Origin of the sequence: Salmonella sp. 32020114201800008SM (assembly GCF_017572025.1) — a bacterium.
GTDB lineage: Bacteria > Pseudomonadota > Gammaproteobacteria > Enterobacterales > Enterobacteriaceae > Salmonella > Salmonella enterica.
Map to the genome: position 1 here is coordinate 1 of NZ_JAGEQM010000006.1, position 24696 is coordinate 24696.

At 52.9% G+C, this 24696-nt stretch carries 24 protein-coding genes and 2 rRNA genes; 17 read left to right on the forward strand and 9 right to left on the reverse strand.

The window, feature by feature from the left end:
• From J4613_RS16075 to J4613_RS16090, 4 genes are all read left to right on the forward strand, one after another.
• Positions 1-234: ribosomal RNA gene (locus J4613_RS16075) — 23S ribosomal RNA — on the forward strand; the annotation flags it as partial.
• 102 nt (positions 235-336) lie between these two features.
• Positions 337-452 (forward strand): 5S ribosomal RNA (gene rrf, locus J4613_RS16080).
• Between the two features lie 425 nt (positions 453-877).
• On the forward strand, positions 878-1333 hold the full coding sequence (locus tag J4613_RS16085) for a DUF4385 domain-containing protein (RefSeq protein WP_000985653.1): 456 nt from the start codon (positions 878-880) through the stop codon (positions 1331-1333).
• Between the two features lie 103 nt (positions 1334-1436).
• Positions 1437-2738, forward strand: a complete 1302-nt coding sequence (locus tag J4613_RS16090; protein ID WP_000807814.1) for an MFS transporter — start codon at positions 1437-1439, stop codon at positions 2736-2738.
• Here J4613_RS16090 and J4613_RS16095 read toward each other — a convergent pair.
• From J4613_RS16095 to trxC, 5 genes are all read right to left on the reverse strand, one after another.
• On the reverse strand, positions 2735-3058 hold the full coding sequence (locus J4613_RS16095; protein WP_053445213.1) for a YfiM family lipoprotein: 324 nt from the start codon (positions 3056-3058) through the stop codon (positions 2735-2737). The genes J4613_RS16090 and J4613_RS16095 overlap by 4 nt on opposite strands.
• Before the next feature lie 44 nt (positions 3059-3102).
• Positions 3103-4458, reverse strand: coding sequence for a CDP-diacylglycerol--serine O-phosphatidyltransferase (pssA, locus tag J4613_RS16100; RefSeq protein WP_000949286.1), 1356 nt, complete (start codon positions 4456-4458; stop codon positions 3103-3105).
• A 114-nt stretch (positions 4459-4572) separates the two neighbouring features.
• Complete coding sequence (pat, locus tag J4613_RS16105) at positions 4573-7233, reverse strand: protein lysine acetyltransferase (protein ID WP_023221097.1); 2661 nt, start codon at positions 7231-7233, stop codon at positions 4573-4575.
• Between the two features lie 53 nt (positions 7234-7286).
• Positions 7287-7967 carry a tRNA-uridine aminocarboxypropyltransferase gene (gene tapT, locus J4613_RS16110; protein ID WP_000183642.1) on the reverse strand — a complete coding sequence of 227 codons (681 nt, stop codon included), beginning with the start codon at positions 7965-7967 and terminating at the stop codon, positions 7287-7289.
• 72 nt (positions 7968-8039) lie between these two features.
• Positions 8040-8459, reverse strand: a complete 420-nt coding sequence (gene trxC / locus J4613_RS16115) for a thioredoxin TrxC (RefSeq protein WP_001098732.1) — start codon at positions 8457-8459, stop codon at positions 8040-8042.
• A gap of 203 nt (positions 8460-8662) precedes the next feature.
• Between trxC and J4613_RS16120 the strand changes: the two genes are divergently transcribed.
• Entirely contained in the window at positions 8663-9700 is a 1038-nt protein-coding gene (locus tag J4613_RS16120; protein WP_001619563.1) for a tRNA/rRNA methyltransferase, read from the forward strand.
• Positions 9701-9815: 115 nt separating this feature from the next.
• Here the strand turns inward: J4613_RS16120 and ung are convergent, their stop codons facing one another.
• The gene (gene ung, locus J4613_RS16125; protein ID WP_000179978.1) at positions 9816-10505 is read right to left on the reverse strand and encodes a uracil-DNA glycosylase; all 690 of its coding nucleotides are present in this window, start codon (positions 10503-10505) and stop codon (positions 9816-9818) included.
• Positions 10506-10823: 318 nt separating this feature from the next.
• On the opposite strand from ung, the gene grcA reads away from it, so the two are divergent.
• Positions 10824-11207: an autonomous glycyl radical cofactor GrcA gene (gene grcA / locus J4613_RS16130; protein ID WP_000627811.1), complete on the forward strand. Its 384-nt coding sequence runs from the start codon at positions 10824-10826 to the stop codon at positions 11205-11207.
• Between the two features lie 61 nt (positions 11208-11268).
• On the opposite strand, the gene eamB is transcribed toward grcA, so the two are convergent.
• Positions 11269-11856 carry a cysteine/O-acetylserine transporter gene (gene eamB / locus J4613_RS16135; protein ID WP_000188414.1) on the reverse strand — a complete coding sequence of 196 codons (588 nt, stop codon included), beginning with the start codon at positions 11854-11856 and terminating at the stop codon, positions 11269-11271.
• Positions 11857-11958: 102 nt separating this feature from the next.
• Between eamB and J4613_RS16140 the strand changes: the two genes are divergently transcribed.
• Positions 11959-12858 (forward strand): LysR family transcriptional regulator, encoded by a 900-nt coding sequence (locus J4613_RS16140; protein WP_111742539.1) that lies wholly within the window; start codon positions 11959-11961, stop codon positions 12856-12858.
• A 17-nt stretch (positions 12859-12875) separates the two neighbouring features.
• On the opposite strand, the gene srmB is transcribed toward J4613_RS16140, so the two are convergent.
• Positions 12876-14210 carry an ATP-dependent RNA helicase SrmB gene (gene srmB / locus J4613_RS16145; RefSeq protein WP_000219174.1) on the reverse strand — a complete coding sequence of 445 codons (1335 nt, stop codon included), beginning with the start codon at positions 14208-14210 and terminating at the stop codon, positions 12876-12878.
• A 129-nt stretch (positions 14211-14339) separates the two neighbouring features.
• Between srmB and trmN the strand changes: the two genes are divergently transcribed.
• Positions 14340-15077 (forward strand): tRNA(1)(Val) (adenine(37)-N(6))-methyltransferase TrmN, encoded by a 738-nt coding sequence (gene trmN, locus J4613_RS16150; RefSeq protein ID WP_000083343.1) that lies wholly within the window; start codon positions 14340-14342, stop codon positions 15075-15077.
• Here trmN and nadB read toward each other — a convergent pair.
• Positions 15062-16684, reverse strand: coding sequence for an L-aspartate oxidase (nadB, locus tag J4613_RS16155; protein WP_000989181.1), 1623 nt, complete (start codon positions 16682-16684; stop codon positions 15062-15064). The two genes, trmN and nadB, sit on opposite strands and share 16 nt — an antisense overlap.
• 263 nt (positions 16685-16947) lie before the next feature.
• On the opposite strand from nadB, the gene rseD reads away from it, so the two are divergent.
• The 9 genes from rseD (at position 16948) to era (ending at position 24695) form a co-directional block, all read left to right on the forward strand.
• A complete protein-coding gene (rseD, locus tag J4613_RS16160) occupies positions 16948-17112 on the forward strand; it encodes a rpoE leader peptide RseD (protein ID WP_014344135.1) in 165 nt (54 codons plus the stop codon).
• Positions 17109-17684 (forward strand): RNA polymerase sigma factor RpoE, encoded by a 576-nt coding sequence (rpoE, locus tag J4613_RS16165; protein WP_000003307.1) that lies wholly within the window; start codon positions 17109-17111, stop codon positions 17682-17684. Before rseD ends, rpoE begins: the two co-directional genes overlap by 4 nt.
• 31 nt (positions 17685-17715) lie before the next feature.
• Positions 17716-18366 carry an anti-sigma-E factor RseA gene (gene rseA, locus J4613_RS16170; RefSeq protein WP_020839156.1) on the forward strand — a complete coding sequence of 217 codons (651 nt, stop codon included), beginning with the start codon at positions 17716-17718 and terminating at the stop codon, positions 18364-18366.
• Positions 18366-19322, forward strand: a complete 957-nt coding sequence (gene rseB / locus J4613_RS16175; RefSeq protein ID WP_000812019.1) for a sigma-E factor regulatory protein RseB — start codon at positions 18366-18368, stop codon at positions 19320-19322. The genes rseA and rseB overlap by 1 nt, the downstream gene beginning before the upstream one ends.
• Entirely contained in the window at positions 19319-19798 is a 480-nt protein-coding gene (gene rseC, locus J4613_RS16180; RefSeq protein WP_000589087.1) for a SoxR-reducing system protein RseC, read from the forward strand. Before rseB ends, rseC begins: the two co-directional genes overlap by 4 nt.
• A 250-nt stretch (positions 19799-20048) precedes the next feature.
• Complete coding sequence (lepA, locus tag J4613_RS16185; protein ID WP_000790154.1) at positions 20049-21848, forward strand: translation elongation factor 4; 1800 nt, start codon at positions 20049-20051, stop codon at positions 21846-21848.
• A 16-nt stretch (positions 21849-21864) separates the two neighbouring features.
• Positions 21865-22839, forward strand: coding sequence for a signal peptidase I (lepB, locus tag J4613_RS16190; RefSeq protein ID WP_000002559.1), 975 nt, complete (start codon positions 21865-21867; stop codon positions 22837-22839).
• Positions 22840-23112: 273 nt separating this feature from the next.
• Positions 23113-23793, forward strand: a complete 681-nt coding sequence (gene rnc, locus J4613_RS16195) for a ribonuclease III (RefSeq protein WP_001068341.1) — start codon at positions 23113-23115, stop codon at positions 23791-23793.
• Positions 23790-24695 carry a GTPase Era gene (gene era, locus J4613_RS16200; RefSeq protein WP_000102228.1) on the forward strand — a complete coding sequence of 302 codons (906 nt, stop codon included), beginning with the start codon at positions 23790-23792 and terminating at the stop codon, positions 24693-24695. Before rnc ends, era begins: the two co-directional genes overlap by 4 nt.
• Position 24696: the final 1 nt, after the last annotated feature.

Here is a 24696-nt window from a genome sequence, read left to right on the forward strand (position 1 = left end):
GTGGACGCATCACTGGTGTTCGGGTTGTCATGCCAATGGCACTGCCCGGTAGCTAAATGCGGAAGAGATAAGTGCTGAAAGCATCTAAGCACGAAACTTGCCCCGAGATGAGTTCTCCCTGAGACTTTAGGTCTCCTGAAGGAACGTTGAAGACGACGACGTTGATAGGCCGGGTGTGTAAGCGCAGCGATGCGTTGAGCTAACCGGTACTAATGAACCGTGAGGCTTAACCTTACAACGCCGAAGATGTTTTGGCGGTTGAGAGATGATTTTCAGCACTGATTCCGGATTTTCGGGAACGAAAGATAAAAGATTCGTTTCCGGCAACAGAATTTGCCTGGCGGCACTAGCGCGGTGGTCCCACCTGACCCCATGCCGAACTCAGAAGTGAAACGCCGTAGCGCCGATGGTAGTGTGGGGTCTCCCCATGCGAGAGTAGGGAACTGCCAGGCATCAAATAAAACGAAGGGCCCTGTCGGAAGACAGGGCCTTTTGTTTTATCTGTGGTCTGCCGGTGAGCACTCTCCTGAGGAGGACAAATCCGCCGGGAGCGGATTTGAACGTTGCGCAGCAACGGCCCGGAGGGTGGCGGGCAGGACGCCCGCCATAAAATGCCAGGCATCAAATAAAGTGAAGGAGCCCCTCCGCCAGGACGGGCTTTTTTGCGTGTGCGGTAACTATAAAAATGTAGGCCTGATAAGCGCAGCGCCATCAGGCAACCTGCACCGCCGGATGGCGGCTCCACCTTATCCGGCCTACAGGAATTATCCCGCCTACGAAGCTGGTGTTCTTGTAGAACCGACAAGAGTACATCCCACCCAATCGTTAACGATGAACTATCCTTTACACGTGCTTATATAAGCAGTGAGGATTTTCATTGGCTATCAAACCTTTTAACTACCAGCAAGACTTTTCCAGCATTGACTTCCGCCAGCAGCCTGAATTGTATCAGGTTGGACGAGGCGAGCAGGGGGTGCTACTGGTTGAACCCTACAAAAGCGAAATTCTTCCTTTCTGGCGCTATAAAGATGAAGCATCGGCGATGAAATCCGCAGAACAGATCTACCAGTTGTTCGAAGCTTACCGGCAGCAGGATGATTTCGTTGGTATGGACATGGCGCGTAAATTTATTCAGATGGGATACACCCGCGCCAGGCGATACGCTAACTATAAAGGCGGTAAAAAGTATGCAGAAGACGGCAGCCTGAATACACGGGGTAATGATCCTATTAAGGCCGCGGCGGCAACGGTTTTCAAAGGTTGGTGGGATAAAATTCGTCAGGACGAAGACTATCTGAAACGGAAACGCCAGCATCAGGCACGGTGGGGATAAAAATTAGCAAACAAATAATTAACACTTTATTTACTTTTTGGTCTCGCGTAATCTGAATCTCCAAAATAAAAGGCCGATTAAGCCTGGCAACAAGGAGAACAGTATGGCAGAAATTATTCAGCGTATAGATAAAAACAACGCTGAGGCTCCGGAGATGCGGCGACGCATATGGGCTATCGTGGGGGCCTCTTCCGGAAACTTAGTGGAATGGTTTGATTTCTACGTCTACTCTTTCTGCTCGCTCTATTTTGCACATATCTTCTTTCCTTCTGGTAATACCACCACTCAGCTTTTACAAACAGCAGGCGTCTTTGCCGCCGGTTTTTTAATGCGGCCTATCGGTGGTTGGCTGTTTGGACGCATTGCCGATCGACGCGGGCGCAAAGCCTCAATGTTGATTTCGGTGTGCATGATGTGCATGGGGTCGCTGGTGATTGCCTGCTTACCTGGTTACGATACCATCGGCACCTGGGCACCGGCGCTGCTACTTATTGCAAGGTTATTTCAGGGGCTCTCGGTAGGGGGAGAGTATGGGACCAGCGCGACATATATGAGTGAAGTTGCGCTTGAAGGTCGTAAGGGATTTTTCGCGTCGTTTCAGTACGTTACGCTTATCGGTGGCCAACTACTGGCATTGCTGGTCGTTGTGATTTTGCAGCAGGTTCTGGAGGATGCTGAGCTTCGTGCCTGGGGATGGCGTATTCCCTTTGCGCTGGGCGCCGTGCTGGCGGTTGTGGCGTTATGGCTACGTCGCCAGCTGGATGAAACCTCGAAGCATGAGACTCGCGCATTAAAAGAAGCCGGTTCGTTGAAAGGTTTGTGGCGTAATCGCAAAGCCTTTTTGATGGTGCTTGGTTTCACCGCGGCAGGCTCGCTGTGCTTTTATACCTTCACCACCTATATGCAGAAATATCTGGTAAATACAGCAGGTATGCATGCCAATGTCGCCAGCGGCATTATGACGGCTGCGCTGTGTGTTTTCATGTTGGTGCAGCCGTTATTCGGCGCGTTATCCGATAAGATTGGCAGGCGCACTTCTATGCTATGTTTTGGCGCGCTTGCGACGCTTTTCACCGTTCCAATTCTCTCCGCGTTGCAGAATGTGACGTCGCCTTATGCCGCATTTGCTTTAGTGATGTGCGCGCTATTGATTGTGAGTTTCTATACCTCGATTAGCGGGATCCTGAAAGCGGAGATGTTTCCGGCGCAGGTTCGCGCCCTGGGCGTCGGTTTATCTTACGCGGTAGCAAACGCGTTATTTGGCGGCTCTGCGGAATATGTCGCGCTGTCGCTAAAATCTGTCGGTATGGAGAGTTCGTTCTTCTGGTATGTTACCGCGATGGCCGTTCTGGCTTTCCTGGTTTCGCTGATGTTGCACCGTAAAGGAAAGGGCTTACGCCTTTAGTATCGCGCCATTTGCCAGATAGCGTAACCGGTTGTCGCGCCAGCGACATCCCAGACAAAATCTTTCCAGCTCCAGCCGCTGCCTTCCGGGCGGCTGTCCCAGAGTTCTTTTGAGGCTCCGAGACTCAAAGAAAACATCAGCCCTATCGCTGCGCTGCGGTCAGGGCTTACTCCCTGGCGACGCGCATACTCATTACCGGCTGCCGATAGCATCGCTGATGCCATAAAATGTTGGGCTTTATCCTGACCGCTCCAGTGGTCGTTAGCCAGATGGCTGCACCCGGAGAGAAACAACACCGTAAAAGGAATCAACACGCGCACCAGTTCACTCCTAAGAGAAAACCCCGTACAGGACGGGGCTTCGATTACAGGATACGGCTAATTAATCTGTCGATGCGGATCCGGCGCAGGCGGCGAATCAATTTACGCACTTTTATCGGATAGTCGGCAATGCTCTGCAGGTCACGATAATGTTTTACGATGGTTGTGTGCGTTCTGATAAGTTCCAGCTCTTTTTCCCGCTGAGGGGCAAGCTCCTGCTTAGGATCGTGGATCAGAATGGCGTTTTCCAGATCCAGACGCCAGGCGCGAGGATTCAGATTGTTGCCGGTGAGTAGCATCCATTTATCATCTACCCACATCCCTTTCAAATGATAGGTATTGTCGTCATCTTTCCACAGACGCACCACAAGCTGATCGGTATTGACGTAATACTGTAAACGGCTCAGGAAGCGGCGCAGGTTAATCTCATAGAGATAGGGCAGCGCGCCAATGATCTTGAACGGTTCATCTTCCGGAATGTAAAAATCATTCGCGGTTTTATCGCCAACAATGATTTCGACTTTCTTTCCGTCGCGCAGTAGCTGAATAATATTCCGCACCAGTACCGCTGGTAGATTGAAGTAAGGGGTACAAATGGTGAGCTTATGCTCCGCACAGGGCATGAGATGGAAAATGGTTTTGTTCAGCAGACTGGATTTGCCAAGCCCGACCAGCGGCGTAACGGAGAGCTGCTCGTCATTAGCGTCACCCTGAAAATGATATGACGCATCCCGCAGCTCCTGACGGTATAAGCGGATATCGTTTTTAATCTCCGGGCTTTTCGGACGCTGGGTATTATCCAGACGATTCACACCACGGCCATTCATCAGATTTTGCGTCACCCAGTCAAACATGATGTCTGCCATTTGCCGATTGCGAATCAGCTGGTAGCGATCGTAGCGATATTTGTCATGCTGATGGAGATAGACATCGTTCAGGCTGGCGCCGCTGTACAGGACGCTATCATCAATGATAAAGCCTTTAAAATGCAGTACGCCAAGCGCTTCTCGCGTATTAATCGGTACGCCGTAAACCGGGACATCAATGCCGGGGTTTTCCTGCGCCAGTCGGCAATACCAGTCTGCATTGGTATTCGAGGCTGCTGCGCCAATGCGCCCGCGTTGCGCGCGATGCCAGTCGACCAGCACCCTCACGTCCAGTTCAGGACGCTGCCGTTTAGCCGCATAGAGCGCGTCGAGTATACCTTTACCCCCATCGTCCTGTTCCAGATACAGGGCAACGATACAAATACGCTGCGTCGCGCTGGCGATTTTCTCCAGCAGTGTCTCCCGAAAAGTAGCAGGAGTATAAAAGAAATCTACATCATCAACTGACTGAGAAATCTTAGGGAGTTGGGCAAGGTGTTGTTGATGTTTATTACGCTTAAATTTTGACAACATCACAGTGCATTTCTTCTCTGTTCATTGAAGGGTCCTCTGTGCTATGCAGACGACATAAGCGAGCAATAATAACATCAGTACCCGTTAAAGTGGTCAACATTTCCAGTACATTACTCACGATTCATCACATTTGGCCAGATTCAGCGTCAATCCCACGATGCCCTCGTCGAGCTGAATATCGACCTGAAATCCCAGTTTTCTGGCCAACGCGACCATGCCGCGATTGTTCGGCATCGTAATACCGTTCAGCCGCTTCAATCCGTGATCGCGAGTATAGGCAATCAATTTCTCCATTAAACGGCGTCCTAAACCCAACCCTTTGAGATCTGAACGCACCAATACGGCAAATTCGGCATCTACGTTGTCAGGATCGGAAATCGCGCGCGTTACGCCGAGGATCTCTTCAGCGTTGTCCATCCGCCTCACGGCCACAAAGGCCATTTCTCGATCGTAGTCGATCTGCGTCATGTTGGCTAAATCTTCATGGGTGAATTCGTTGATCTCGCTGAAATAACGGTAGTAAAGATCCTCTTTGGTGACCTGGGCGATGAATTGTCGTAGTTGGGGCTCATCTTCCGGCAGGATCGGACGGAACAGGCAGCGATCGCCATTTTTCATCTCCACCCACTCTTCAAGCTGGTGGGGATAGGGGCGTACCGCAAGTCGACTTTCGTTATCGCCATCAAACGGGGCAATATCCAGCGTCACATCCAGCGCGGTAAACTCACTGGCGGAAGCCAGCAGCGGATGGATATCCAGACGCTGAATTTCCGGGCAGTCGACAATCAGGTTTGAAACCTGGACCAGCAGCTGGCTTAAACCGACAATATCCAGCGGACGCAGCGCGCTACGGGCGCGAATTTTCCGCTGTTTAATGCCCTGAATCACCAGATAGCGCGCCAGATTCATGTTGAGCGGCGGCAGCGCGACGACCGCCTGCTCTTCCGGACGCCACTCTACGCCGCCTTCACCCAACATAATCAAAGGACCAAACACCGGATCGTGCTCGACCACCACTCGAAGCTCCTGCGCGCCGGCGCGGTTAGCCATGCTTTGTACCAGCAAACCGTGAATCCGCGCCTGCGGCCAGGCCATCTTTACACGATCAAAAATGGCGTTCGCGGCCTGTTGTACCTCGCTTGCGGTCCGCAGGTAAAGCATGACCCCCTGAACTTCAGATTTATGCGGAATGTCGGGCGAGCGCAGCTTGAGAGCTACCGGATAGCCTATCTGTTCGGCGATATGCACCGCTTCAGCGCTGTCGCTGGCAATCCAGGTTGGGAGCGTGTGCAGCCCATAGGCGTGTAAAATCGGCTGTACTTCATGGGTATCCAGTGAGGCGGCGCCTTCCGCAATCGCCCGCTGTAACAGATTATGCGCCTCAGCGGTATTGGACGTCAGGTTACTCGGCAACGCTGGCGTTTCCCGCAGTTGCTTCTGGTTACGCCGGTATTCCACCATATGCATAAACGCGGTAATCGTGCCTTCCGGCGTACGGTAGGTTGGTAATCCGGCTTCGCTGAACAGCCGTCTTGCCTCCTGAGACGAGAACTCGCCGCACCAGTTTGTCAGCAGCGTAACAAACTTGCCTCTGGGGTGGCGCTTAATCGTCTCGATCAGGGCATGGGCGCTTTCCGTACCCGGCGCGGCAGCGCTGGGAGAGTGGATAACCATAAGCGCGTCAAAATCCTGACTGGCGAGCAGGATATCCAGCGTTTTGACGTAATGTTCGCTGCTGGCGTCATCACACAGATCCAGCGGATTGGCAATATCTATGTGCGGGGGAAGCGCCTGCCGTAGTTGCAGGCAGGTCTCTTCGCTCAACGTCGCCAGCTTGCCGTTACGCGACCACAACTCATCTAACGCCAGCGCGGCAGGCGCGGCGCCATTGCTGATAATCATCAGTCTGTCGCCGCGTAGCGGACGCATATGGCTCAGTGTTTCGACGGCGGAAAAAAGCTCGTGCGTATCCTGGACTCGCAGCAGGCCTGCGCGCTGGATGGCCGCATCCCACGCAGGGTCCATTCCCGCGCTGGTATTAAGTAAACGCTGGGCTGCCGGGCTTCGGCCGCTTTTAATCACCAGAATCGGTTTGTTACGTGAAGCGCTACGGGCGGCGGAAACAAAACGGCGGGCGTCGCTTAACTGTTCCAGATAGAGCAAAATCGCGCTGGTCTTGCTGTCGCGCGCCAGATAGTCCAGTAGTTCATCGACATCAATATCCAGGCTATCGCCCAGCGCGATAAAGTAGGAAAAGCCCATTTCACGCTGTTGCGCCCAGTCAAGAATAGTATTGGAAACGGCGGCAGACTGGGAAATAAAAGCGAGCTTGCCCTGTTTAATCGGGACGGGAGAAAAGCTGGCATTCAGCCCTTGCCACGGCGCGAGGAGCCCAAGACTGTTTGGACCCAGCAGACGCATTTTATAATGCCGGGCACAGGCAAGAAGTTCTTCATGTTGCGACGTGGGAGCAGAAAGGATAATGCACGTTTTACACCCTTTCGCGCCAAGCGCGTCCAGTAATGCCAGGTTACGGCTGGCGTTAGTGCATAAAATAGCCAGATCGGGGGTGAAAGGGAGACTGGCGATATCCGGCCAGGCCATGACGCCTAAAACGGCTTTCCAGGCGGGCGTCACGGGAAGGACGGGGCCATTGAATCCGCCCGCCAACAAGTTACGCATCATCAGGTAACCCGCGCGGTGGGGCTTCATTGATGCGCCAATCACCGCGATCGATTTTGGCCGCAGTAGCGCTTCCAGTCCTTGCTGGCTCATACCGGTTTCCCTTACACAGAAGTGACCGGATAATTTTAAACGCTTTCGCTATTTTATGCTGTGACGTTTCCCGGATGTTGCGTTTTTCCTGCCAGATAGCGCGTTTTAAAACGGGTGAAATGTTCACCTAAACTGGTTGCCGCCTCGGTATCTCCCGCCAGATCTAACAACGCTATGGCGACTTCGGCGGTACAATATTGCCCTTCGGCATGGATTTCACGCAGACGATAAGCTGAAAGACGCGATAAATCGACGGAAATGACCGGCAGATGATCCAGATAAGGGCTTTTACGAAACATTTTACGTGCTTCGGGCCAGGTGCCGTCCAGCATAATAAACAGCGGCGGTTTCCCGGCGGGCGGGGTGGAAATGACCTCGCGCGCTTCGCCGGCGTAGGACGCAGGAAAGACCACTATCGGTTGATAATCCGGATGCTGTACCAACTCCAGCAACGCCTGCGGCGGCTCGGTACGCGACCACTGAAACGCCGCGGTATCCGGCAAAATATCGGCTATCAGCCGGCCGGTATTGCTGGGTTTCATCGGTTCAGTGTCAAACATGACCAGACAAAAACGGCTTTTCGCCTGAGAAGGCGTTAACGTATCACACAGGCAAGATTTTAGCGGCAGCAGGCAGCGTTGACAGCGGCGAACCCGATTGCCTCTGGCAAGAAAAGGGCGTGTAGCGCGCGCAAGCCGTTCGGCGCGTAACTGAAGGACAGCGTTATTGGTCATAGAAAGCGTTTGCGGAGAAAAACGCTATTGTGGCAGAGGTGAAAACGGGGCACAAGATGCGCCCCGTGGCGTTTACAGCGCTTCGTTCAGCCAGCTGTCGAAAGGCGCTTTAGGCACTGCGCCATTAAGCATATCGACCACCTGTCCATGTTTAAAAATCATAATCGTCGGGATGCTGCGGATACCGAAACGGGCGCTGAGTTCCCGTTCCGCCTCGGTATTCACTTTGACGAAACGGACTTTACCGCTGCGCTCTTCTGCGACATCCTCGAAGATTGGCGCAAAGTTACGGCAAGGGCCGCACCAGGGGGCCCAAAAGTCGATCACCACTGGAAGATCGTCCTTCAACAGTTTGTCCAGCGTTTCGCCGGTCGCATTAATGACTTCTCCGTCAAACAACTCATGACCGCAGCGTCCACATTTTGCCGCGTCCTGAAGCCGATCGTCGGGGATGCGGTTAATGGCCTGACAATGGGTACAAACGGTGTTCATAGCTAACCTCTGAATACGTCGGAAGACGTCCCGCTGCGCGCGGGATGTTTCTATAATGTTACATATTATCGAGGAGTCTGTGCTAAACAACAATGTGTTTTATTCAATGAGTACAATAGTCGCAAGCTTTTAAACGAAATCATGGCTAACCGGATGCACATCGGGTAATCTTCGCGCTTCGCGCAGCGCTGGTGGAGAAAAGCATGAACGATGAATTAAAAAACAAAAGCGGCAAAGTCAAAGTGATGTATGTCCGTAGTGATGATGACTCTGATAAACGCACCCATAACCCGCGTACCGGGAAAGGGGGAGGCCGCCCAGCAAAGTCTCGCACTGACGGTGGACGTCGCCCCGCCCGTGATGAGCGAAATAATCAGAGCCGTGACCGTAAACATGAAACTTCGCCGTGGCGCACCGTGTCCCGCGCGCCAGGCGATGAAACGCCTGAGAAAGTCGATCATGGTGGTATTAGCGGTAAAAGTTTTATTGACCCTGAAGTTTTGCGTCGCCAGCGTGCGGAAGAGACACGCGTCTACGGCGAAAATGCCTGCCAGGCGCTATTCCAGAGCCGTCCTGACGCCATCGTGCGCGCATGGTTTATCCAAAGCGTGACCCCGCGTTTTAAAGAGGCGCTGCGCTGTATGGCGGCGAATCGTAAAGCCTACCATGTGGTGGATGAAGCCGAACTGGCAAAAGCTTCCGGCACCGAGCACCACGGTGGCGTGTGTTTCCTGATTAAAAAGCGTAACGGTACGACCGTTAAGCAATGGGTAAAGCAGGCGGCGGATCAAGACTGTGTGCTGGCGTTGGAAGATGTCGCTAACCCGCATAATCTGGGCGGCATGATGCGTAGCTGCGCGCACTTCGGCGTGAAAGGCGTGGTGGTACAGGATGCGGCGTTGCTGGAGTCCGGCGCGGCGATTCGTACCGCGGAAGGCGGGGCGGAGCATGTCCAGCCAATCACTGGTGAAAGCATTGTTGACGTACTGGATGATTTTCGTCAGGCGGGGTACACCGTGGTGACGACGTCCAGCGATCGCGGTCAGGCGCTCTTTAGTACGACCCTGCCGGAAAAGATGGTGCTGGTCTTAGGCCGTGAATATGACTACCTGCCGGAAGCGGCGCGCGAACCCGACGATCTGTGCGTGAAAATTAACGGCACCGGGAACGTGGAAAGCCTGAATGTGTCGGTTGCGACAGGCGTGCTGCTCGCCGAGTGGTGGCGACAGAATAAAGCGTAAGGGCTGCAGCCCGGTGACGCAACGCGCGCCGGGCCAATGATGTACTTCCTGCCGCCCGGTCAGACAAGGCGCTTTCGCGCCGTTATCCGGGCGATAAAACGGCGAGCCGCCAACGTTATTCACTCTCAGCCGGTAATACTGGCGTCCAGTCGATAGTTTTCTCGCCGTGTTGTTCCAGCCATTGGTTCGTTAGCGCAAAATGGTTACAGCCAAAAAATCCACGGTGCGCAGAGAGTGGCGAGGGATGCGGGGCTTTCAGAATATGGTGGCGCTGTGGATCAATAATCGCGCCTTTCTTCTGGGCGTGCGAGCCCCACAGCAGGAAGACGACCCCTTCGCGGTGTTGGTTAATCAGGCTTATCACTTTATCCGTAAAGGTTTCCCACCCCAGGCTGGCATGAGAGTGCGCCTGGCCTGCCCGTACCGTGAGCACCGTATTCAGTAACAGTACGCCCTGGCGCGCCCAGCTTTCCAGATAACCGTGCGCGGGGCGAACAAAGCCGGGAATGGAGGCTTCCAGCTCTTTGTACATATTCACTAATGACGGCGGGGGAGCGATCCCAGGACGCACGGAAAACGCCAGACCATGTGCCTGGCCGGGGCCGTGGTAAGGATCTTGTCCCAGGATCACCACCTTAACGTCGCCCAGTTCCGTAAAGCGAAAGGCGTTAAACACATCTTTTTGCGGCGGGTAGACCGTGATACCCGACTGACGCTCGCCAGCAACAGTGTGAAGCGTATTGATAAAGTAAGGTTGCTGTTTCTCATCAGCCAGCACATCGTGCCAGGTTAACTCAGTCGCCATCTCGCTCTCCTGCGAATTTCCAGTTCCCTTAGCTTAACTGCTTCTTTCTGCAGTGCAAAATCCTGCGTGCTACAAAAACGGTTACCTACAAAAGATAGTTGAAAATTTATGTAAAAAGTTTATAGGTCTGAATGGTGTAAGTTGATGTAAAACAATAAATTCCCTTCATCACCCTTTTTGTGGTGTGGTTTTTATTGATTTAAATCAAAGAATGAAGGGTGATCGAAGGGTATATATACACTCAAGCAACAATGGTTTTACCAATTGGCCGGGATTAGGCCGACCGAAATCAAATAATTTTGCCTGGGGAGGCATCACATGATTACAGGTATCCAGATTACTAAAGCCGCTAACGACGACCTGCTGAATTCCTTCTGGCTGCTGGACAGCGAAAAAGGCGAAGCGCGCTGCATCGTTGCAAAATCCGGCTTTGCTGAAGATGAAGTTGTGGCTGTCAGCAAACTGGGCGAGATTGAATACCGTGAAATTCCGATGGAAGTTAAACCGGAAGTACGCGTTGAAGGCGGTCAGCATCTGAACGTTAACGTTCTGCGTCGTGAAACACTGGAAGATGCGGTTAAGCATCCGGAAAAATACCCGCAGCTGACTATTCGTGTTTCTGGTTATGCGGTGCGTTTTAACTCCCTGACGCCGGAACAGCAGCGCGACGTTATCGCTCGTACCTTTACCGAAAGCCTGTAAGGCTTATCCGGTAATAACAAGCGGAAGAGGCCGGGCCTTTTCCGCTTTTGTTTTATTTGGGTCAGTAAAAAATCCGCACCGCGCAGTACACCAGCAGTAACGCCAGAATGATATTTAACTGGCGACCATAATGGCGAAACGCCCGCTGAAACAGATGTCCCGCCAGCGCCCAACACACATTACCGAACGTGCCGATCAATGCCAGCAATATACTGACGCCGATGACCCAGTTCAGCGCCTGCGTTTGCGGTAAAACAAATGTAGACAGAGCGGTAATGCCGTAAAGAATAATTTTGACGTTCACAAACTGCAGGCCAAAGCTTACCCAAAAGCCAACCGGTTTTGGTCTGGCGTTCTCATCCGCCGCTGGACTGGTGGCAATTTTCCACGCCAGCCACAGGATATACGCAGCCCCCACCCAACTGAGTAAATGAATGATTGCCGGATCGATAACCGCAAGGGAAAACGCGATCCCGGCGCACAGCAGCATAACGACCAAAAATCCCAGACTCATACCTGCCAGTACACGAATACTCTGCCGAAAACCATGTGCAGTTGCTGCGCTAAGCGCGAGAATATTGTTAGGGCCGGGGGTAAGGGCGGTGATTAATGTATAAGTCCAGAAAGCGCTTAAAAGCATCGGTGTCACTTGTCATCTCCTCTGTTTTAGCAGACAGTACCCGATATGAAATATTTAAAAAAATGAATGTTTTTTAATTCTGAATTCGAGATTTTCGATAGGTTGGTGGTTATGGATCTGCGTCGGTTTATTACGCTGAAAACGGTAGTGGAAGAGGGCTCGTTTCTGCGGGCTTCGCAAAAGCTGTGCTGTACTCAGTCGACGGTAACTTTTCATATTCAACAGCTTGAACGTGAGTTTTCCCTGCAACTGTTCGAGAAAATAGGGCGCCGAATGTGCCTGACCAATGAGGGGAAAAAGCTGATGCCGCATATCCATGAACTGACGCGTGTGATGGAGTTGATTCGTGAAGCCGCAAGGCAGGATGCGGAACCCGGCGGAGAGCTGCGCGTGGCGACAGGTGAAACCTTACTGGCGTACAAAATGCCGCAGGTTTTACAACGTTTTAAGCTGCGAGCGCCGAATGTCAAATTGTCGCTACAGTCGCTGAATTGCTATGTGATACGTGATGCGTTGCTGAATGACGAGGTCGATCTGGGCGTTTTTTATCGCGTAGGTAATGATGACGCGCTCACGATGCAGCAACTGGGGGAGCAGTCGCTGGCGCTGGTGGCCTCTCCACTGCTACAGGATGCTGATTTTACGCAGCCAGATCAGCATATTCCCTGTAGCTTCATCATCAATGAACCGCAATGTGTCTTCCGCCAGCTGTTTGAAAGTACGCTACGGCAGAGGCGGATTACGCTGGAAAACACCATTGAACTGTGGAGTATTGAAAGCATTAAACAGTGTGTGGCTGCTAACCTGGGCATCAGCTTTTTACCACGTTTTACCGTTGAACGAGAACTTAGTACCGGTCAGTTGAAAGAGCTGCCGTTTAGCGCGCCGTCGCTATCGATCATGGCGCTGTGCGCCCATCATGCCGGGAAAGCGGTCAGCCCGGCAATGCAGATATTTATGCAGTGTATGGAGGCGTGTTTTACCGTGGAAGATAAAAAAATGCCGGGTTAACGAACCCGGCATTATCATCACTCTTCGCTGGATTGCTCCTGCATTTTCGTACCGCTTGGCTTGCGGCGCTTACCGATATTTTTTGTATCGCGGTGACGTTTCTTCACGCGCGGCTTCTCTTTTTCTTTCTCTTTTTTCTTCTCGGCGCGTTTCGCCAGCACTTTTTTCGACGGTTTGCCGGTCAGCTTTTCGCTTGGCGCACGCGTGGTCGGGCGAAGCTCATCAATGACGCGCGCTTTTAGCGGCTCTTCGATGTAGCGACCGATTTTCAGCAGCAACAGATGGTCGTGGGCTTCTACCAGCGAGATTGCAGTGCCTTTGCGACCCGCACGGCCTGTACGACCAATGCGATGCAGATAGGTATCGCCACTGCGCGGCATGTCGAAGTTAATGACGTGGCTAACGTCAGGAATATCAATCCCGCGTGCCGCGACGTCGGTCGCGACCAGGACGTTAACGCGACCGTCGGTGAGACGCTTAATACCTTCGTTACGTTTGATCTGCGCCATCTCACCTTCAAGATAGCAATTGTTGATCCCTGCCAGACGCAGCGTTTCAGCCAGTTCATGGACGCGTTCACGTTTACGTACAAACACGATAGAACGGGTTGCATCGTCTTGTTTTAGCAGGTGCTTCAACAGCGCAACTTTATGTTCGAAATTGTCGGCACGGTAGTACCACTGGTGAATTTTCTTGCGCTCGCGGGTTGACGGATTGGCGGAAACCTCAACCGGGTCTTCCAGCAGGCGCTCGGCAAAATCTTTAATCGCATCGCCTTCCAGCGTGGCGGAGAACAGCATCGTCTGTTTACGCCAGCGGGTCTCACCAGCGATATGTTCAATGTCCTGAGCGAAGCCCATGTCGAGCATCCGGTCAGCTTCGTCAAGGATCAGTGTTTCAACCGCCCGGCAGTCAAAGTTCTCTTCTTTTATATATTGCAGCAGACGGCCCGTCGTGGCGACCACGATATCCTGGTTTTCGCTAAACACTTCAGCATGGTTCATATAGGCCACGCCGCCGGTAATCGTGGCGATATCCAGATGAGTATGCTTAGCCAGTTCACGAGCGTGATCGGCAACCTGCATTGCCAGTTCGCGGGTTGGCGTCAGGATCAGAATGCGCGGCGGCCCCGATTTTTTACGCGGAAAGTCGAGCAGGTGCTGCAACGCCGGCAGCAGATATGCCGCCGTTTTACCGGTGCCTGTCGGCGCAGAACCGAGTACATCACGGCCATCGAGCGCAGGCGGAATGGCGGCAGCCTGAATGGCGGTCGGGCGAGTGAAACCTTTATCCTGGAGGGCATCCAGCAGGCTTTCGTCGAGTTCAAGTTCGGAAAAAGTCGTTACAGTCATGTTCTACCTCTGTGTGGGGCGCTGATTATAGACGTTACGGCCGCAATCTTCATCTGTTTGTATGGATATCCCTTCTCAGGTATTGTTTTCACCCGGCGCTGTCGCCGTTTTTTGCAAGGTTGTTTTTACATGTCTCAGTCTGGCTCCGTTCTTCGTCGTAACGGATTTACGTTTAAACAGTTTTTTGTCGCACACGATCGGTGTGCGATGAAAGTGGGAACTGACGGTATTTTACTCGGGGCGTGGGCGCCGGTCGCGGATGTAAAGCGAATTCTGGATATCGGTACTGGAAGCGGTCTGCTGGCGTTAATGCTGGCGCAGCGGACGGATGACAATGTGCCTATTGACGCCGTGGAACTGGATGCCGGGGCTGCCATGCAAGCGCAGGAAAACGTGGCTCACTCTCCCTGGCCGCATCGAATAACGGTGCATACTGACGATATTCAGCGTTGGGCGCCTCGCCAGACGGTACGCTTTGATCTTATTATCAGCAACCCGCCTTATTACGAACCCGGTGTGGAATGCGCCACGCCGCAGCGGGAGCAGGCGCGTTACACCGCTACGCTGGATCACCAGACGTTATTGGCTATTGCGGCGGATTGTATTACCGAAGATGGCTTTTTTTGCGTAGTCTTGCCGGAACAAATAGGTAACGCTTTTACGCAGCAAGCGCTCAACATGGGATGGCATTTGCGATTACGTACTGACGTTGCGGAAAACGAAGCGCGCTTGCCGCACCGGGTTTTGCTCGCATTCTCCCCGCAAGCCGGGGAGTGCTTTAGCGACAGATTAGTGATTCGCGGGTCAGACCAGCATTATTCTGAAAGTTATACGGCGCTGACCCAGGCATTTTATCTGTTTATGTGAGGCGTTAACGGCGAAAGGATCGATGGGCCTGATTCAGCCAGTTGTTGCGGATAATCCAGCGTAAAGTGCAGCCCCCGGCTCTCTTTACGCATCATCGCGCAACGCACAATCAGTTCGGCCACTTGCACCAGATTGCGCAGCTCCAGTAAATTATTCGAGACGCGAAAGTTGGCGTAATACTCGTCAATCTCTTGTTGCAACATGGTAATACGCCGTAGGGCGCGCTCCAGCCGTTTCGTCGTGCGCACAATCCCCACATAGTCCCACATCAGCAGGCGCAGTTCATGCCAGTTATGCTGAATCACCACCCGCTCATCGGCGTTCTCCACGCGGCTTTCATCCCAGGCGGGAAGGGCGTCAACGCTGTGGACAGAAGGCATTCGCCTGTCGATATCCATTGCTGCGGACCAGCCGTACACTAAGCATTCCAGCAACGAGTTGGACGCCATACGGTTAGCGCCGTGCAGGCCGGTGTAACTGACTTCGCCAATGGCATATAAGCCGTCTACATCGGTACGACCATAATCATCGACGACCACGCCGCCGCAGGTATAGTGCGCGGCAGGAACAATGGGAATCGGTTCTTTGGTTAAATCCATCCCCAAATCGAGCAGTTTCGCATAGATCATCGGGAAGTGCTGGCGGACAAAATCGTCAGGCTTGTGGCTGATATCGAGAAACATACAGTCTGCGCCGAGTCGTTTCATCTCATGGTCAATAGCGCGGGCGACAATATCGCGCGGCGCCAGTTCCCCGCGTTCGTCAACGTCCGGCATAAACCGTGAACCGTCCGGACGTTTAAGGTATGCGCCTTCGCCACGCAGCGCTTCGGTAAGGAGAAAATTACGCGCCTGCGGGTGATAAAGGGCGGTGGGATGAAACTGGTTAAATTCCAGATTAGCGACCCGACAGCCTGCGCGCCAGGCCATCGCGATACCGTCACCGGAGGAAATATCCGGGTTAGTGGTATATTGATAAACCTTTGAGGCGCCGCCGGTCGCCAGCACCACCGACTTCGCATGACAGGTTTCAACCCACTCTTTATTGCGATTCCAGATCCAGGCGCCGACGACCCGGCGAGGCCCCGGCAGACCCATTTTATCGGAGATAATTAAATCAACGGCGTTGCTGCGTTCCAGCACCTGAATATTAGGATGATTTTGCGCCCGACTGACCAACGTGGTTTCGACTTCCTTTCCGGTAGCGTCGGCGGCATGAAGGATACGGCGATGACTATGGCCGCCTTCACGCGTGAGATGATAGCTCTCCTTGCCGTTTGGCTGGACATGCGTATCAAACAGGACGCCCTGATCGATAAGCCACTGCACGCAGGTACGGGCGTTGCTGGCGACAAACTCCACCGCGTGGCGATCGCAAATTCCGGCGCCGGCAATCAGCGTATCTTCGACATGCGACGCTATACTGTCGGTTTCATCAAACACGGCGGCAATACCGCCCTGCGCATAAAACGTGGAGCCCTCGCTCACCGGCCCTTTACTCAGGACGATAACCTTATGTTTTTCAGCCAGACGCAGCGCCAGCGAGAGTCCGGCCGCGCCGCTGCCGATAATTAACACATCACAGGACAGTTCAGGAGTTGTCATCATGGTTTTTGTTTAATTTACTAAACATGGTTGCGGCAGATTAGCACTATATGGCGCTAAAAAGCACGTTATGATTTCGCTGGTGTTGTGCTTATTAAACATAAAATAAAAATACGGCGAGAGATAAACGGCAAAAAATATTTTATAGGGCAGGGTGTTAGCGTCGGATTTTGTAGTGAAATAAAGATGCTGTTAGGTTACTCTGCAAACGACGAAATGGGCATTTCTGTACAGATAGTGCGTTGTTCAGCATCTGTAGACTTATAATGGAAGATAAGACCTGTCTACAACATGACAAACAAAAACAAATGCGTAACGGAACTTTACGAAACATAGACACTCTAACCTGTTGCTTGCTCATAGTGCGGCTTATGGAGTGGCGTTTCGAAAGCGCGTGGAAATTTGGTTTGGGGAGACATTACCTCGGATGAGCGAGCAGTTAACGGACCAGGTCCTGGTTGAACGGGTCCAGAAGGGAGATCAGAAAGCCTTTAACTTACTGGTAGTGCGCTACCAGCATAAAGTGGCGAGTCTGGTTTCCCGCTATGTGCCATCGGGCGACGTTCCCGATGTCGTACAGGAATCATTTATTAAGGCCTATCGCGCGCTGGATTCTTTCCGGGGGGATAGTGCTTTTTATACCTGGTTGTATCGTATTGCGGTCAATACCGCGAAGAACTACCTGGTTGCGCAGGGGCGTCGTCCGCCTTCCAGTGATGTAGACGCGATTGAAGCAGAAAACTTTGAAAGCGGCGGCGCGCTGAAAGAAATTTCGAACCCTGAGAACTTAATGTTGTCAGAAGAACTGAGACAGATAGTTTTCCGAACTATTGAGTCCCTCCCGGAAGATTTACGTATGGCAATCACCTTACGGGAGCTGGATGGCCTGAGCTATGAAGAGATAGCGGCTATCATGGATTGTCCGGTGGGGACGGTGCGTTCACGTATCTTCCGGGCGCGGGAAGCTATTGATAATAAAGTTCAACCGCTTATCAGGCGTTGACGATAGCGGGATACTGGAAAAGGTATTAGGCATGCAGAAAGAAAAACTTTCCGCTTTGATGGATGGCGAAACGTTGGATAGTGAGCTGCTCAAAGCGCTTACGCACGACCCGGAAATGCAGAAAACCTGGGAGAGTTATCACCTGATCCGCGATTCAATGCGGGGGGATACGCCTGACGTTCTCCATTTCGATATATCCGCCCGCGTGATGGCCGCTATTGAAAACGAGCCAGTACGTCAGGTGACGCCATTAATCCCTGAGGCCCAACCCGCTCCGCAGCAATGGCAGAAAATGCCGTTCTGGAAAAAAGTGCGTCCGTGGGCGGCGCAGCTTACCCAAATGGGCGTGGCGGCGTGCGTTTCACTTGCAGTTATCGTCGGTGTCCAGCACTATAATGGGCAATCTGAAACATCCCAACAACCTGAAACGCCGGTTTTCAATACCCTGCCTATGATGGGGAAAGCCAGCCCGGTAAGTCTGGGAGTGCCTTCTGAAGCAGCGCCTGTCGGCAGTCAGCAACAGCAGGTACAGGAGCAGCGTCGTCGCATTAATGCCATGTTGCAGGACTATGAACTGCAGCGCCGACTGCACTCCGAACAGCTTCAGTTTGAGCAGGCGCAAACCCAGCAAGCCGCGGTACAGGTGCCAGGAATCCAAACTTTAGGAACGCAATCGCAGTAATGAAGCAACTTTGGTTTGCCATGTCCCTTGTGGCGGCTAGCCTGTTCTTCTCAGCAAACGCCTCGGCCGACCCTGCGTCCGGGGCGTTATTGCAGCAGATGAACATCGCCAGTCAGTCACTGAATTACGAGCTGTCATTCGTCAGCATCACGAAACAAGGCGTTGAATCTCTGCGTTATCGACACGCACGCCTGGATAGTCGCCCGCTTGCGCAATTGCTACAGTTGGACGGTCCCCGCCGGGAGGTCGTACAGCGTGGTAATGAAATCAGTTATTTTGAACCGGGCCTTGAGCCGTTCACCCTGAACGGTGATTATATTGTCGATTCCCTGCCTTCCCTGATTTACACCGATTTCAAGCGTCTGGCGCCTTACTACGACTTTATTTCCGTCGGACGCACCCGTATCGCAGACAGATTGTGCGAAGTTATCCGCGTTGTGGCGCGCGATGGTACGCGTTACAGCTATATTGTCTGGATGGACATGGACACCAAACTGCCGATGCGCGTTGATCTGCTGGATCGCGATGGCGAGACGCTGGAGCAGTTCCGCGTTATTGCGTTCACGGTGAGTCAGGATATCGGCAGCAACATGCAGGCGCTGGCGAAGGCGAATCTGCCGCCGCTGCTTTCTGTTCCCGGTGGCGAAAAAACGAAATTTAACTGGAGTCCATCCTGGGTGCCGCAAGGCTTTAGCGAAGTTTCCAGCAGCCGTCGTCCGTTGCCGACGATGGATAACCTGCCTATCGAATCGCGGCTTTATTCTGACGGTCTGTTTAGCTTTTCCGTCAATGTGAACCGGGCGACGCAAAACAGCAGCGATCAGATGCTGCGCACCGGGCGCCGAACGGTTTATAGCAGCGTTCGCGACAACGCGGAAATCACCATTGTCGGCGAGCTTCCGCCGCAAACGGCGAAGCGCATTGCCGACAGTATCAAATTCAGGGCAGTACAATGATTAAAGAGTGGGCAACCGTTGTCTCCTGGCAGAATGGTCAGGCGGTGGTGAGCTGCGACGTTAAAGCGTCATGCAGCAGCTGCGCCTCCCGTGCGGGATGCGGCAGTCGCGTGCTGAATAAATTAGGGCCGCAAACCACGCATACTATTGTTGTGCCAAGCGCGGAGCCGCTGGCGCCGGGGCAGAAAGTCGAGTTGGGCATCGCCGAAAAAAGCCTTTTAGGTTCGGCGTTGCTGGTCTATATGTCGCCTTTAGCAGGGCTATTTCTTTGTGCGGCGCTTTTTCAGATGCTGTTTGGATCTGACCTTGCCGCATTAAGCGGGGCCGTGCTGGGCGGCGTGGGCGGTTTTCTGGTTGCCCGCGGCTATTCCCGAAAACTGGCGGAGCGCGACGCCTGGCAGCCGGTGATTTTAAACGTTGCCCTCCCGCCGGACCTTGTTCGCGTCGAAACTACCTCAATAGAAACGCGCCAGTAAACGTTTTGCCCAACGGTACACCTGCCGCGTTGGGGTGTTGTCCCGATAAGCATGCGCTTTTCCTGCGTTGCGGTGTTTTACAGGGAAAAGCGAGGCGTTTTCCAGTTCCCGCTCTCCTTACACTATGAACATTTCCTCGCCTTAGCGTTGTAGTGTAGAATGCGGCGTTTCAGTTAAAACAGACGTTAAGCTCAGAACAGCGACCTCTAAAGTCTGGTCAACCAGGCGTAAGGCATAATAATTTATCTCTATGAAGAACATACGTAACTTTTCGATCATTGCTCACATTGACCACGGTAAATCGACGCTGTCTGACCGTATTATCCAGATCTGCGGTGGCCTGTCTGACCGTGAAATGGAAGCTCAGGTACTTGATTCGATGGATCTTGAGCGTGAGCGCGGTATTACTATTAAAGCCCAGAGTGTGACGCTGGATTTTAAAGCGTCTGATGGTGAAACTTATCAACTGAACTTTATCGACACGCCGGGACACGTTGACTTTTCCTATGAAGTTTCCCGTTCGTTAGCCGCCTGCGAGGGCGCGCTGCTGGTGGTGGATGCCGGCCAGGGCGTAGAAGCGCAAACGTTGGCGAACTGCTACACCGCGATGGAAATGGATCTTGAAGTGGTGCCGGTGCTTAACAAGATTGACCTGCCGGCCGCCGATCCGGAGCGTGTGGCGGAAGAAATCGAAGACATTGTCGGTATCGATGCGACGGACGCGGTACGCTGCTCCGCCAAAACGGGTGTCGGCGTGACGGATGTTCTGGAACGCCTGGTGCGCGATATCCCGCCGCCGCAAGGCGATCCGGACGGCCCGCTGCAGGCGCTGATTATTGACTCCTGGTTCGATAACTACCTGGGCGTGGTATCGCTGGTGCGTATTAAAAACGGCACCATGCGTAAAGGCGACAAAATTAAAGTGATGAGCACCGGGCAGACCTACAACGCTGACCGCCTGGGGATTTTCACGCCGAAACAGGTTGATCGTACCGAGCTGAAGTGCGGCGAAGTAGGCTGGCTGGTCTGCGCCATTAAAGATATCCTCGGCGCGCCGGTTGGCGATACCTTAACCTCAGCGCGTAACCCAGCGGAAAAAGCGTTGCCGGGCTTTAAGAAGGTGAAACCGCAGGTCTATGCAGGTCTGTTTCCGGTCAGCTCCGACGATTATGAAAGTTTCCGCGACGCGCTCGGCAAGCTGAGCCTGAACGATGCCTCACTGTTTTATGAACCGGAAAGCTCCTCGGCGCTGGGCTTTGGTTTCCGCTGCGGCTTCCTCGGCCTGTTGCACATGGAGATTATTCAGGAGCGTCTGGAACGCGAATACGATCTGGATCTGATCACCACTGCGCCGACCGTGGTTTATGAAGTAGAAACAACGGCGAAAGAGACTATCTATGTTGATAGCCCCTCCAAGCTGCCGCCGTTGAATAACATTTATGAACTGCGCGAGCCTATCGCCGAATGTCATATGCTGTTACCACAAGCCTATTTAGGTAACGTTATTACGCTGTGTATTGAGAAACGCGGCGTACAAACTAACATGGTGTATCACGGTAACCAGGTCGCGTTGACCTATGAAATCCCGATGGCGGAAGTGGTGCTCGACTTCTTTGACCGTCTGAAATCAACGTCGCGCGGCTATGCGTCTCTGGATTATAATTTCAAGCGCTTCCAGGCTTCCGATATGGTGCGTGTTGATGTGTTAATCAACAACGAGCGTGTCGATGCGCTGGCGCTGATCACGCACCGTGATAACTCGCAAAGCCGTGGTCGCGAGCTGGTGGAGAAGATGAAAGATTTGATTCCACGCCAGCAGTTTGATATCGCGATTCAGGCGGCGATTGGTACGCATATTATTGCCCGTTCGACGGTAAAACAGTTACGTAAAAACGTGCTGGCGAAGTGCTACGGCGGCGATATCAGTCGTAAGAAAAAACTGCTGCAGAAACAGAAAGAAGGTAAGAAACGCATGAAGCAGATCGGTAACGTCGAGCTGCCTCAGGAAGCGTTCCTCGCCATTCTGCATGTCGGTAAAGACAATAAATAATCCCTAAGGAGTTGGCATGGCGAACATGTTTGCCCTGATTCTGGTGATAGCCACACTGGTGACGGGCATTTTATGGTGCGTTGATAAGTTTGTTTTCGCGCCAAAACGTCGGGCGCGCCAGGCTGCCGCGCAAACGGCGTCGGGAGATGCGCTGGATAACGCTACGCTCAATAAAGTGGCGCCTAAGCCGGGCTGGCTGGAGACCGGGGCGTCGGTTTTCCCGGTTCTGGCGATCGTTCTGATCGTTCGTTCATTTCTTTATGAACCTTTTCAGATCCCGTCAGGCTCAATGATGCCGACACTGCTTATCGGCGATTTTATTCTGGTGGAAAAATTTGCCTACGGCATTAAAGATCCGATCTACCAGAAAACCCTGATTGAAACCGGTCATCCAAAGCGCGGGGATATTGTGGTATTTAAATATCCGGAAGATCCTAAGTTAGATTACATCAAACGCGCAGTCGGTTTGCCGGGCGATAAAATCACTTATGATCCGGTTGCGAAAGAGGTGACGATTCAGCCTGGCTGTAGCTCCGGTCAGGCGTGCGAAAACGCGCTACCGGTTACCTACTCTAACGTTGAGCCGAGCGATTTTGTACAGACCTTTGCCCGCCGTAACGGCGGAGAAGCGACCAGCGGTTTCTTTGAGGTTCCGCTAAACGAGACAAAAGAAAACGGCATTCGCCTGACCGAACGTAAAGAGACGTTAGGCGATGTGACCCACCGCATCCTGATGGTGCCGATAGCTCAGGATCAGTTGGGCATGTATTACCAACAGCCAGGACAACCGCTGGCGACCTGGGTTGTACCGCCGGGGCAATATTTCATGATGGGCGACAACCGCGATAACAGCGCGGATAGCCGTTACTGGGGATTTGTTCCGGAAGCGAATCTGGTCGGTAAAGCGGTCGCTATTTGGATGAGCTTTGATAAGCAGGAAGGGGAGTGGCCGACAGGCGTACGCCTGAGTCGTATCGGCGGTATTCACTAACTGTGACGAAATGATTGTTCACGCTGCCGTCTTTTTAGCGGCAGCGTGAATTATTTCCTGGATAAATTCCCTCAGACTAACGACATCCCCTGTCGTTGTGTATAGAATATTCCCCCGAAGTTTTAGGTTGGCGCCGTTTGGTCGCCACGGCACACGAAACAGCGTTGGTTATAGACAACCTTCTTTCCGCTGCAGCGATGCGGCAGGACAGATGACGTGTATCAGGTCTGTTTCGTGTGCTGGATTGTTGACGCATTCATTTATTGGTATCGCATGAACCCCATCGTAATTAATCGGCTTCAACGGAAGCTGGGCTACACTTTTAATCATCAGGAGCTGTTGCAGCAGGCATTAACTCACCGCAGCGCCAGCAGTAAACATAACGAACGCCTGGAATTTTTAGGCGATTCAATCCTGAGCTTCGTTATCGCTAACGCGCTTTATCACCGTTTTCCACGGGTGGATGAGGGAGATATGAGCCGTATGCGCGCCACGTTGGTACGTGGTAATACGCTGGCGGAATTAGCCCGTGAATTTGATTTAGGCGAGTGCCTGCGTTTAGGGCCGGGCGAATTAAAAAGCGGCGGATTTCGTCGGGAGTCCATTCTGGCGGACACCGTGGAAGCGTTAATCGGCGGAGTATTTCTCGATAGCAATATCCAGACCGTCGAGCAGTTGATCCTTAACTGGTATAAAACCCGTCTGGATGAGATAAGTCCGGGCGATAAACAAAAAGATCCTAAAACGCGCTTGCAGGAGTATTTGCAGGGTCGCCATCTGCCGCTGCCATCTTACCTGGTTGTGCAGGTGCGCGGCGAGGCGCACGATCAGGAATTTACTATCCACTGCCAGGTCAGCGGCCTGAGCGAACCGGTGGTTGGCACGGGTTCCAGCCGTCGTAAGGCGGAGCAGGCTGCCGCCGAACAGGCGCTGAAAAAACTGGAGTTGGAATGAGCACTGACAAAACTTACTGCGGATTTATTGCCATCGTCGGACGTCCGAACGTTGGCAAATCCACCTTGCTGAACAAACTGCTCGGGCAGAAGATTTCGATCACTTCCCGTAAAGCGCAGACCACGCGCCACCGCATTGTCGGTATTCATACCGAAGGCCCGTATCAGGCAATCTATGTCGATACCCCGGGACTGCATATGGAAGAAAAGCGCGCCATTAACCGTTTGATGAATAAGGCGGCGAGCAGTTCGATTGGCGACGTTGAGCTGGTGATTTTCGTTGTGGAAGGCACCCGTTGGACGCCGGACGACGAAATGGTCCTGAACAAACTGCGCGATGGCAAAGCGCCGGTTATTCTCGCCGTTAACAAGGTGGATAACGTGCAGGAAAAAGCCGATTTGCTGCCGCACCTCCAGTTCCTGGCAAACCAGATGAACTTTCTTGATATCGTACCGATCTCTGCTGAAACGGGTATGAACGTCGATACCATTGCCGGTATCGTGCGTAAACATTTACCGGAAGCGATTCACCACTTCCCGGAAGATTACATCACCGATCGCTCTCAGCGCTTTATGGCGTCTGAAATCATTCGTGAAAAGCTGATGCGTTTTCTCGGCGCCGAGCTGCCGTATTCCGTTACCGTTGAGATTGAACGTTTTGTTACCAACGAACGCGGCGGCTATGATATCAACGGGCTGATCCTCGTCGAGCGCGAAGGGCAGAAGAAGATGGTGATTGGCAACAAAGGCGCCAAAATCAAAACCATTGGTATTGAAGCGCGTAAAGACATGCAGGAGATGTTTGAAGCGCCGGTACACCTGGAACTGTGGGTGAAAGTGAAATCCGGCTGGGCCGATGACGAACGCGCTCTGCGCAGTCTCGGTTACGTAGACGATCTGTGAG

Bases quoted from the DNA above. Each gene is read 5' to 3' on its own strand.
- J4613_RS16120 (WP_001619563.1), top strand. From the start codon at position 8,663: ATGAACGATGAATTAAAAAACAAAAGCGGCAAAGTCAAAGTGATGTAT.
- trmN (WP_000083343.1), top strand. From the start codon at position 14,340: ATGTCTCAGTCTGGCTCCGTTCTTCGTCGTAACGGATTTACGTTTAAA.
- grcA (WP_000627811.1), top strand. From the start codon at position 10,824: ATGATTACAGGTATCCAGATTACTAAAGCCGCTAACGACGACCTGCTG.
- rseA (WP_020839156.1), top strand. From the start codon at position 17,716: ATGCAGAAAGAAAAACTTTCCGCTTTGATGGATGGCGAAACGTTGGAT.
- J4613_RS16090 (WP_000807814.1), top strand. From the start codon at position 1,437: ATGGCAGAAATTATTCAGCGTATAGATAAAAACAACGCTGAGGCTCCG.
- trxC (WP_001098732.1), bottom strand. From the start codon at position 8,459: ATGAACACCGTTTGTACCCATTGTCAGGCCATTAACCGCATCCCCGAC.
- tapT (WP_000183642.1), bottom strand. From the start codon at position 7,967: ATGACCAATAACGCTGTCCTTCAGTTACGCGCCGAACGGCTTGCGCGC.
- nadB (WP_000989181.1), bottom strand. From the start codon at position 16,684: ATGATGACAACTCCTGAACTGTCCTGTGATGTGTTAATTATCGGCAGC.
- ung (WP_000179978.1), bottom strand. From the start codon at position 10,505: ATGGCGACTGAGTTAACCTGGCACGATGTGCTGGCTGATGAGAAACAG.
- pat (WP_023221097.1), bottom strand. From the start codon at position 7,233: ATGAGCCAGCAAGGACTGGAAGCGCTACTGCGGCCAAAATCGATCGCG.
- rnc (WP_001068341.1), top strand. From the start codon at position 23,113: ATGAACCCCATCGTAATTAATCGGCTTCAACGGAAGCTGGGCTACACT.
- lepA (WP_000790154.1), top strand. From the start codon at position 20,049: ATGAAGAACATACGTAACTTTTCGATCATTGCTCACATTGACCACGGT.
- rseD (WP_014344135.1), top strand. From the start codon at position 16,948: ATGGAAGATAAGACCTGTCTACAACATGACAAACAAAAACAAATGCGT.
- rseC (WP_000589087.1), top strand. From the start codon at position 19,319: ATGATTAAAGAGTGGGCAACCGTTGTCTCCTGGCAGAATGGTCAGGCG.
- srmB (WP_000219174.1), bottom strand. From the start codon at position 14,210: ATGACTGTAACGACTTTTTCCGAACTTGAACTCGACGAAAGCCTGCTG.
- J4613_RS16140 (WP_111742539.1), top strand. From the start codon at position 11,959: ATGGATCTGCGTCGGTTTATTACGCTGAAAACGGTAGTGGAAGAGGGC.
- rpoE (WP_000003307.1), top strand. From the start codon at position 17,109: ATGAGCGAGCAGTTAACGGACCAGGTCCTGGTTGAACGGGTCCAGAAG.
- lepB (WP_000002559.1), top strand. From the start codon at position 21,865: ATGGCGAACATGTTTGCCCTGATTCTGGTGATAGCCACACTGGTGACG.
- rseB (WP_000812019.1), top strand. From the start codon at position 18,366: ATGAAGCAACTTTGGTTTGCCATGTCCCTTGTGGCGGCTAGCCTGTTC.
- pssA (WP_000949286.1), bottom strand. From the start codon at position 4,458: ATGTTGTCAAAATTTAAGCGTAATAAACATCAACAACACCTTGCCCAA.
- era (WP_000102228.1), top strand. From the start codon at position 23,790: ATGAGCACTGACAAAACTTACTGCGGATTTATTGCCATCGTCGGACGT.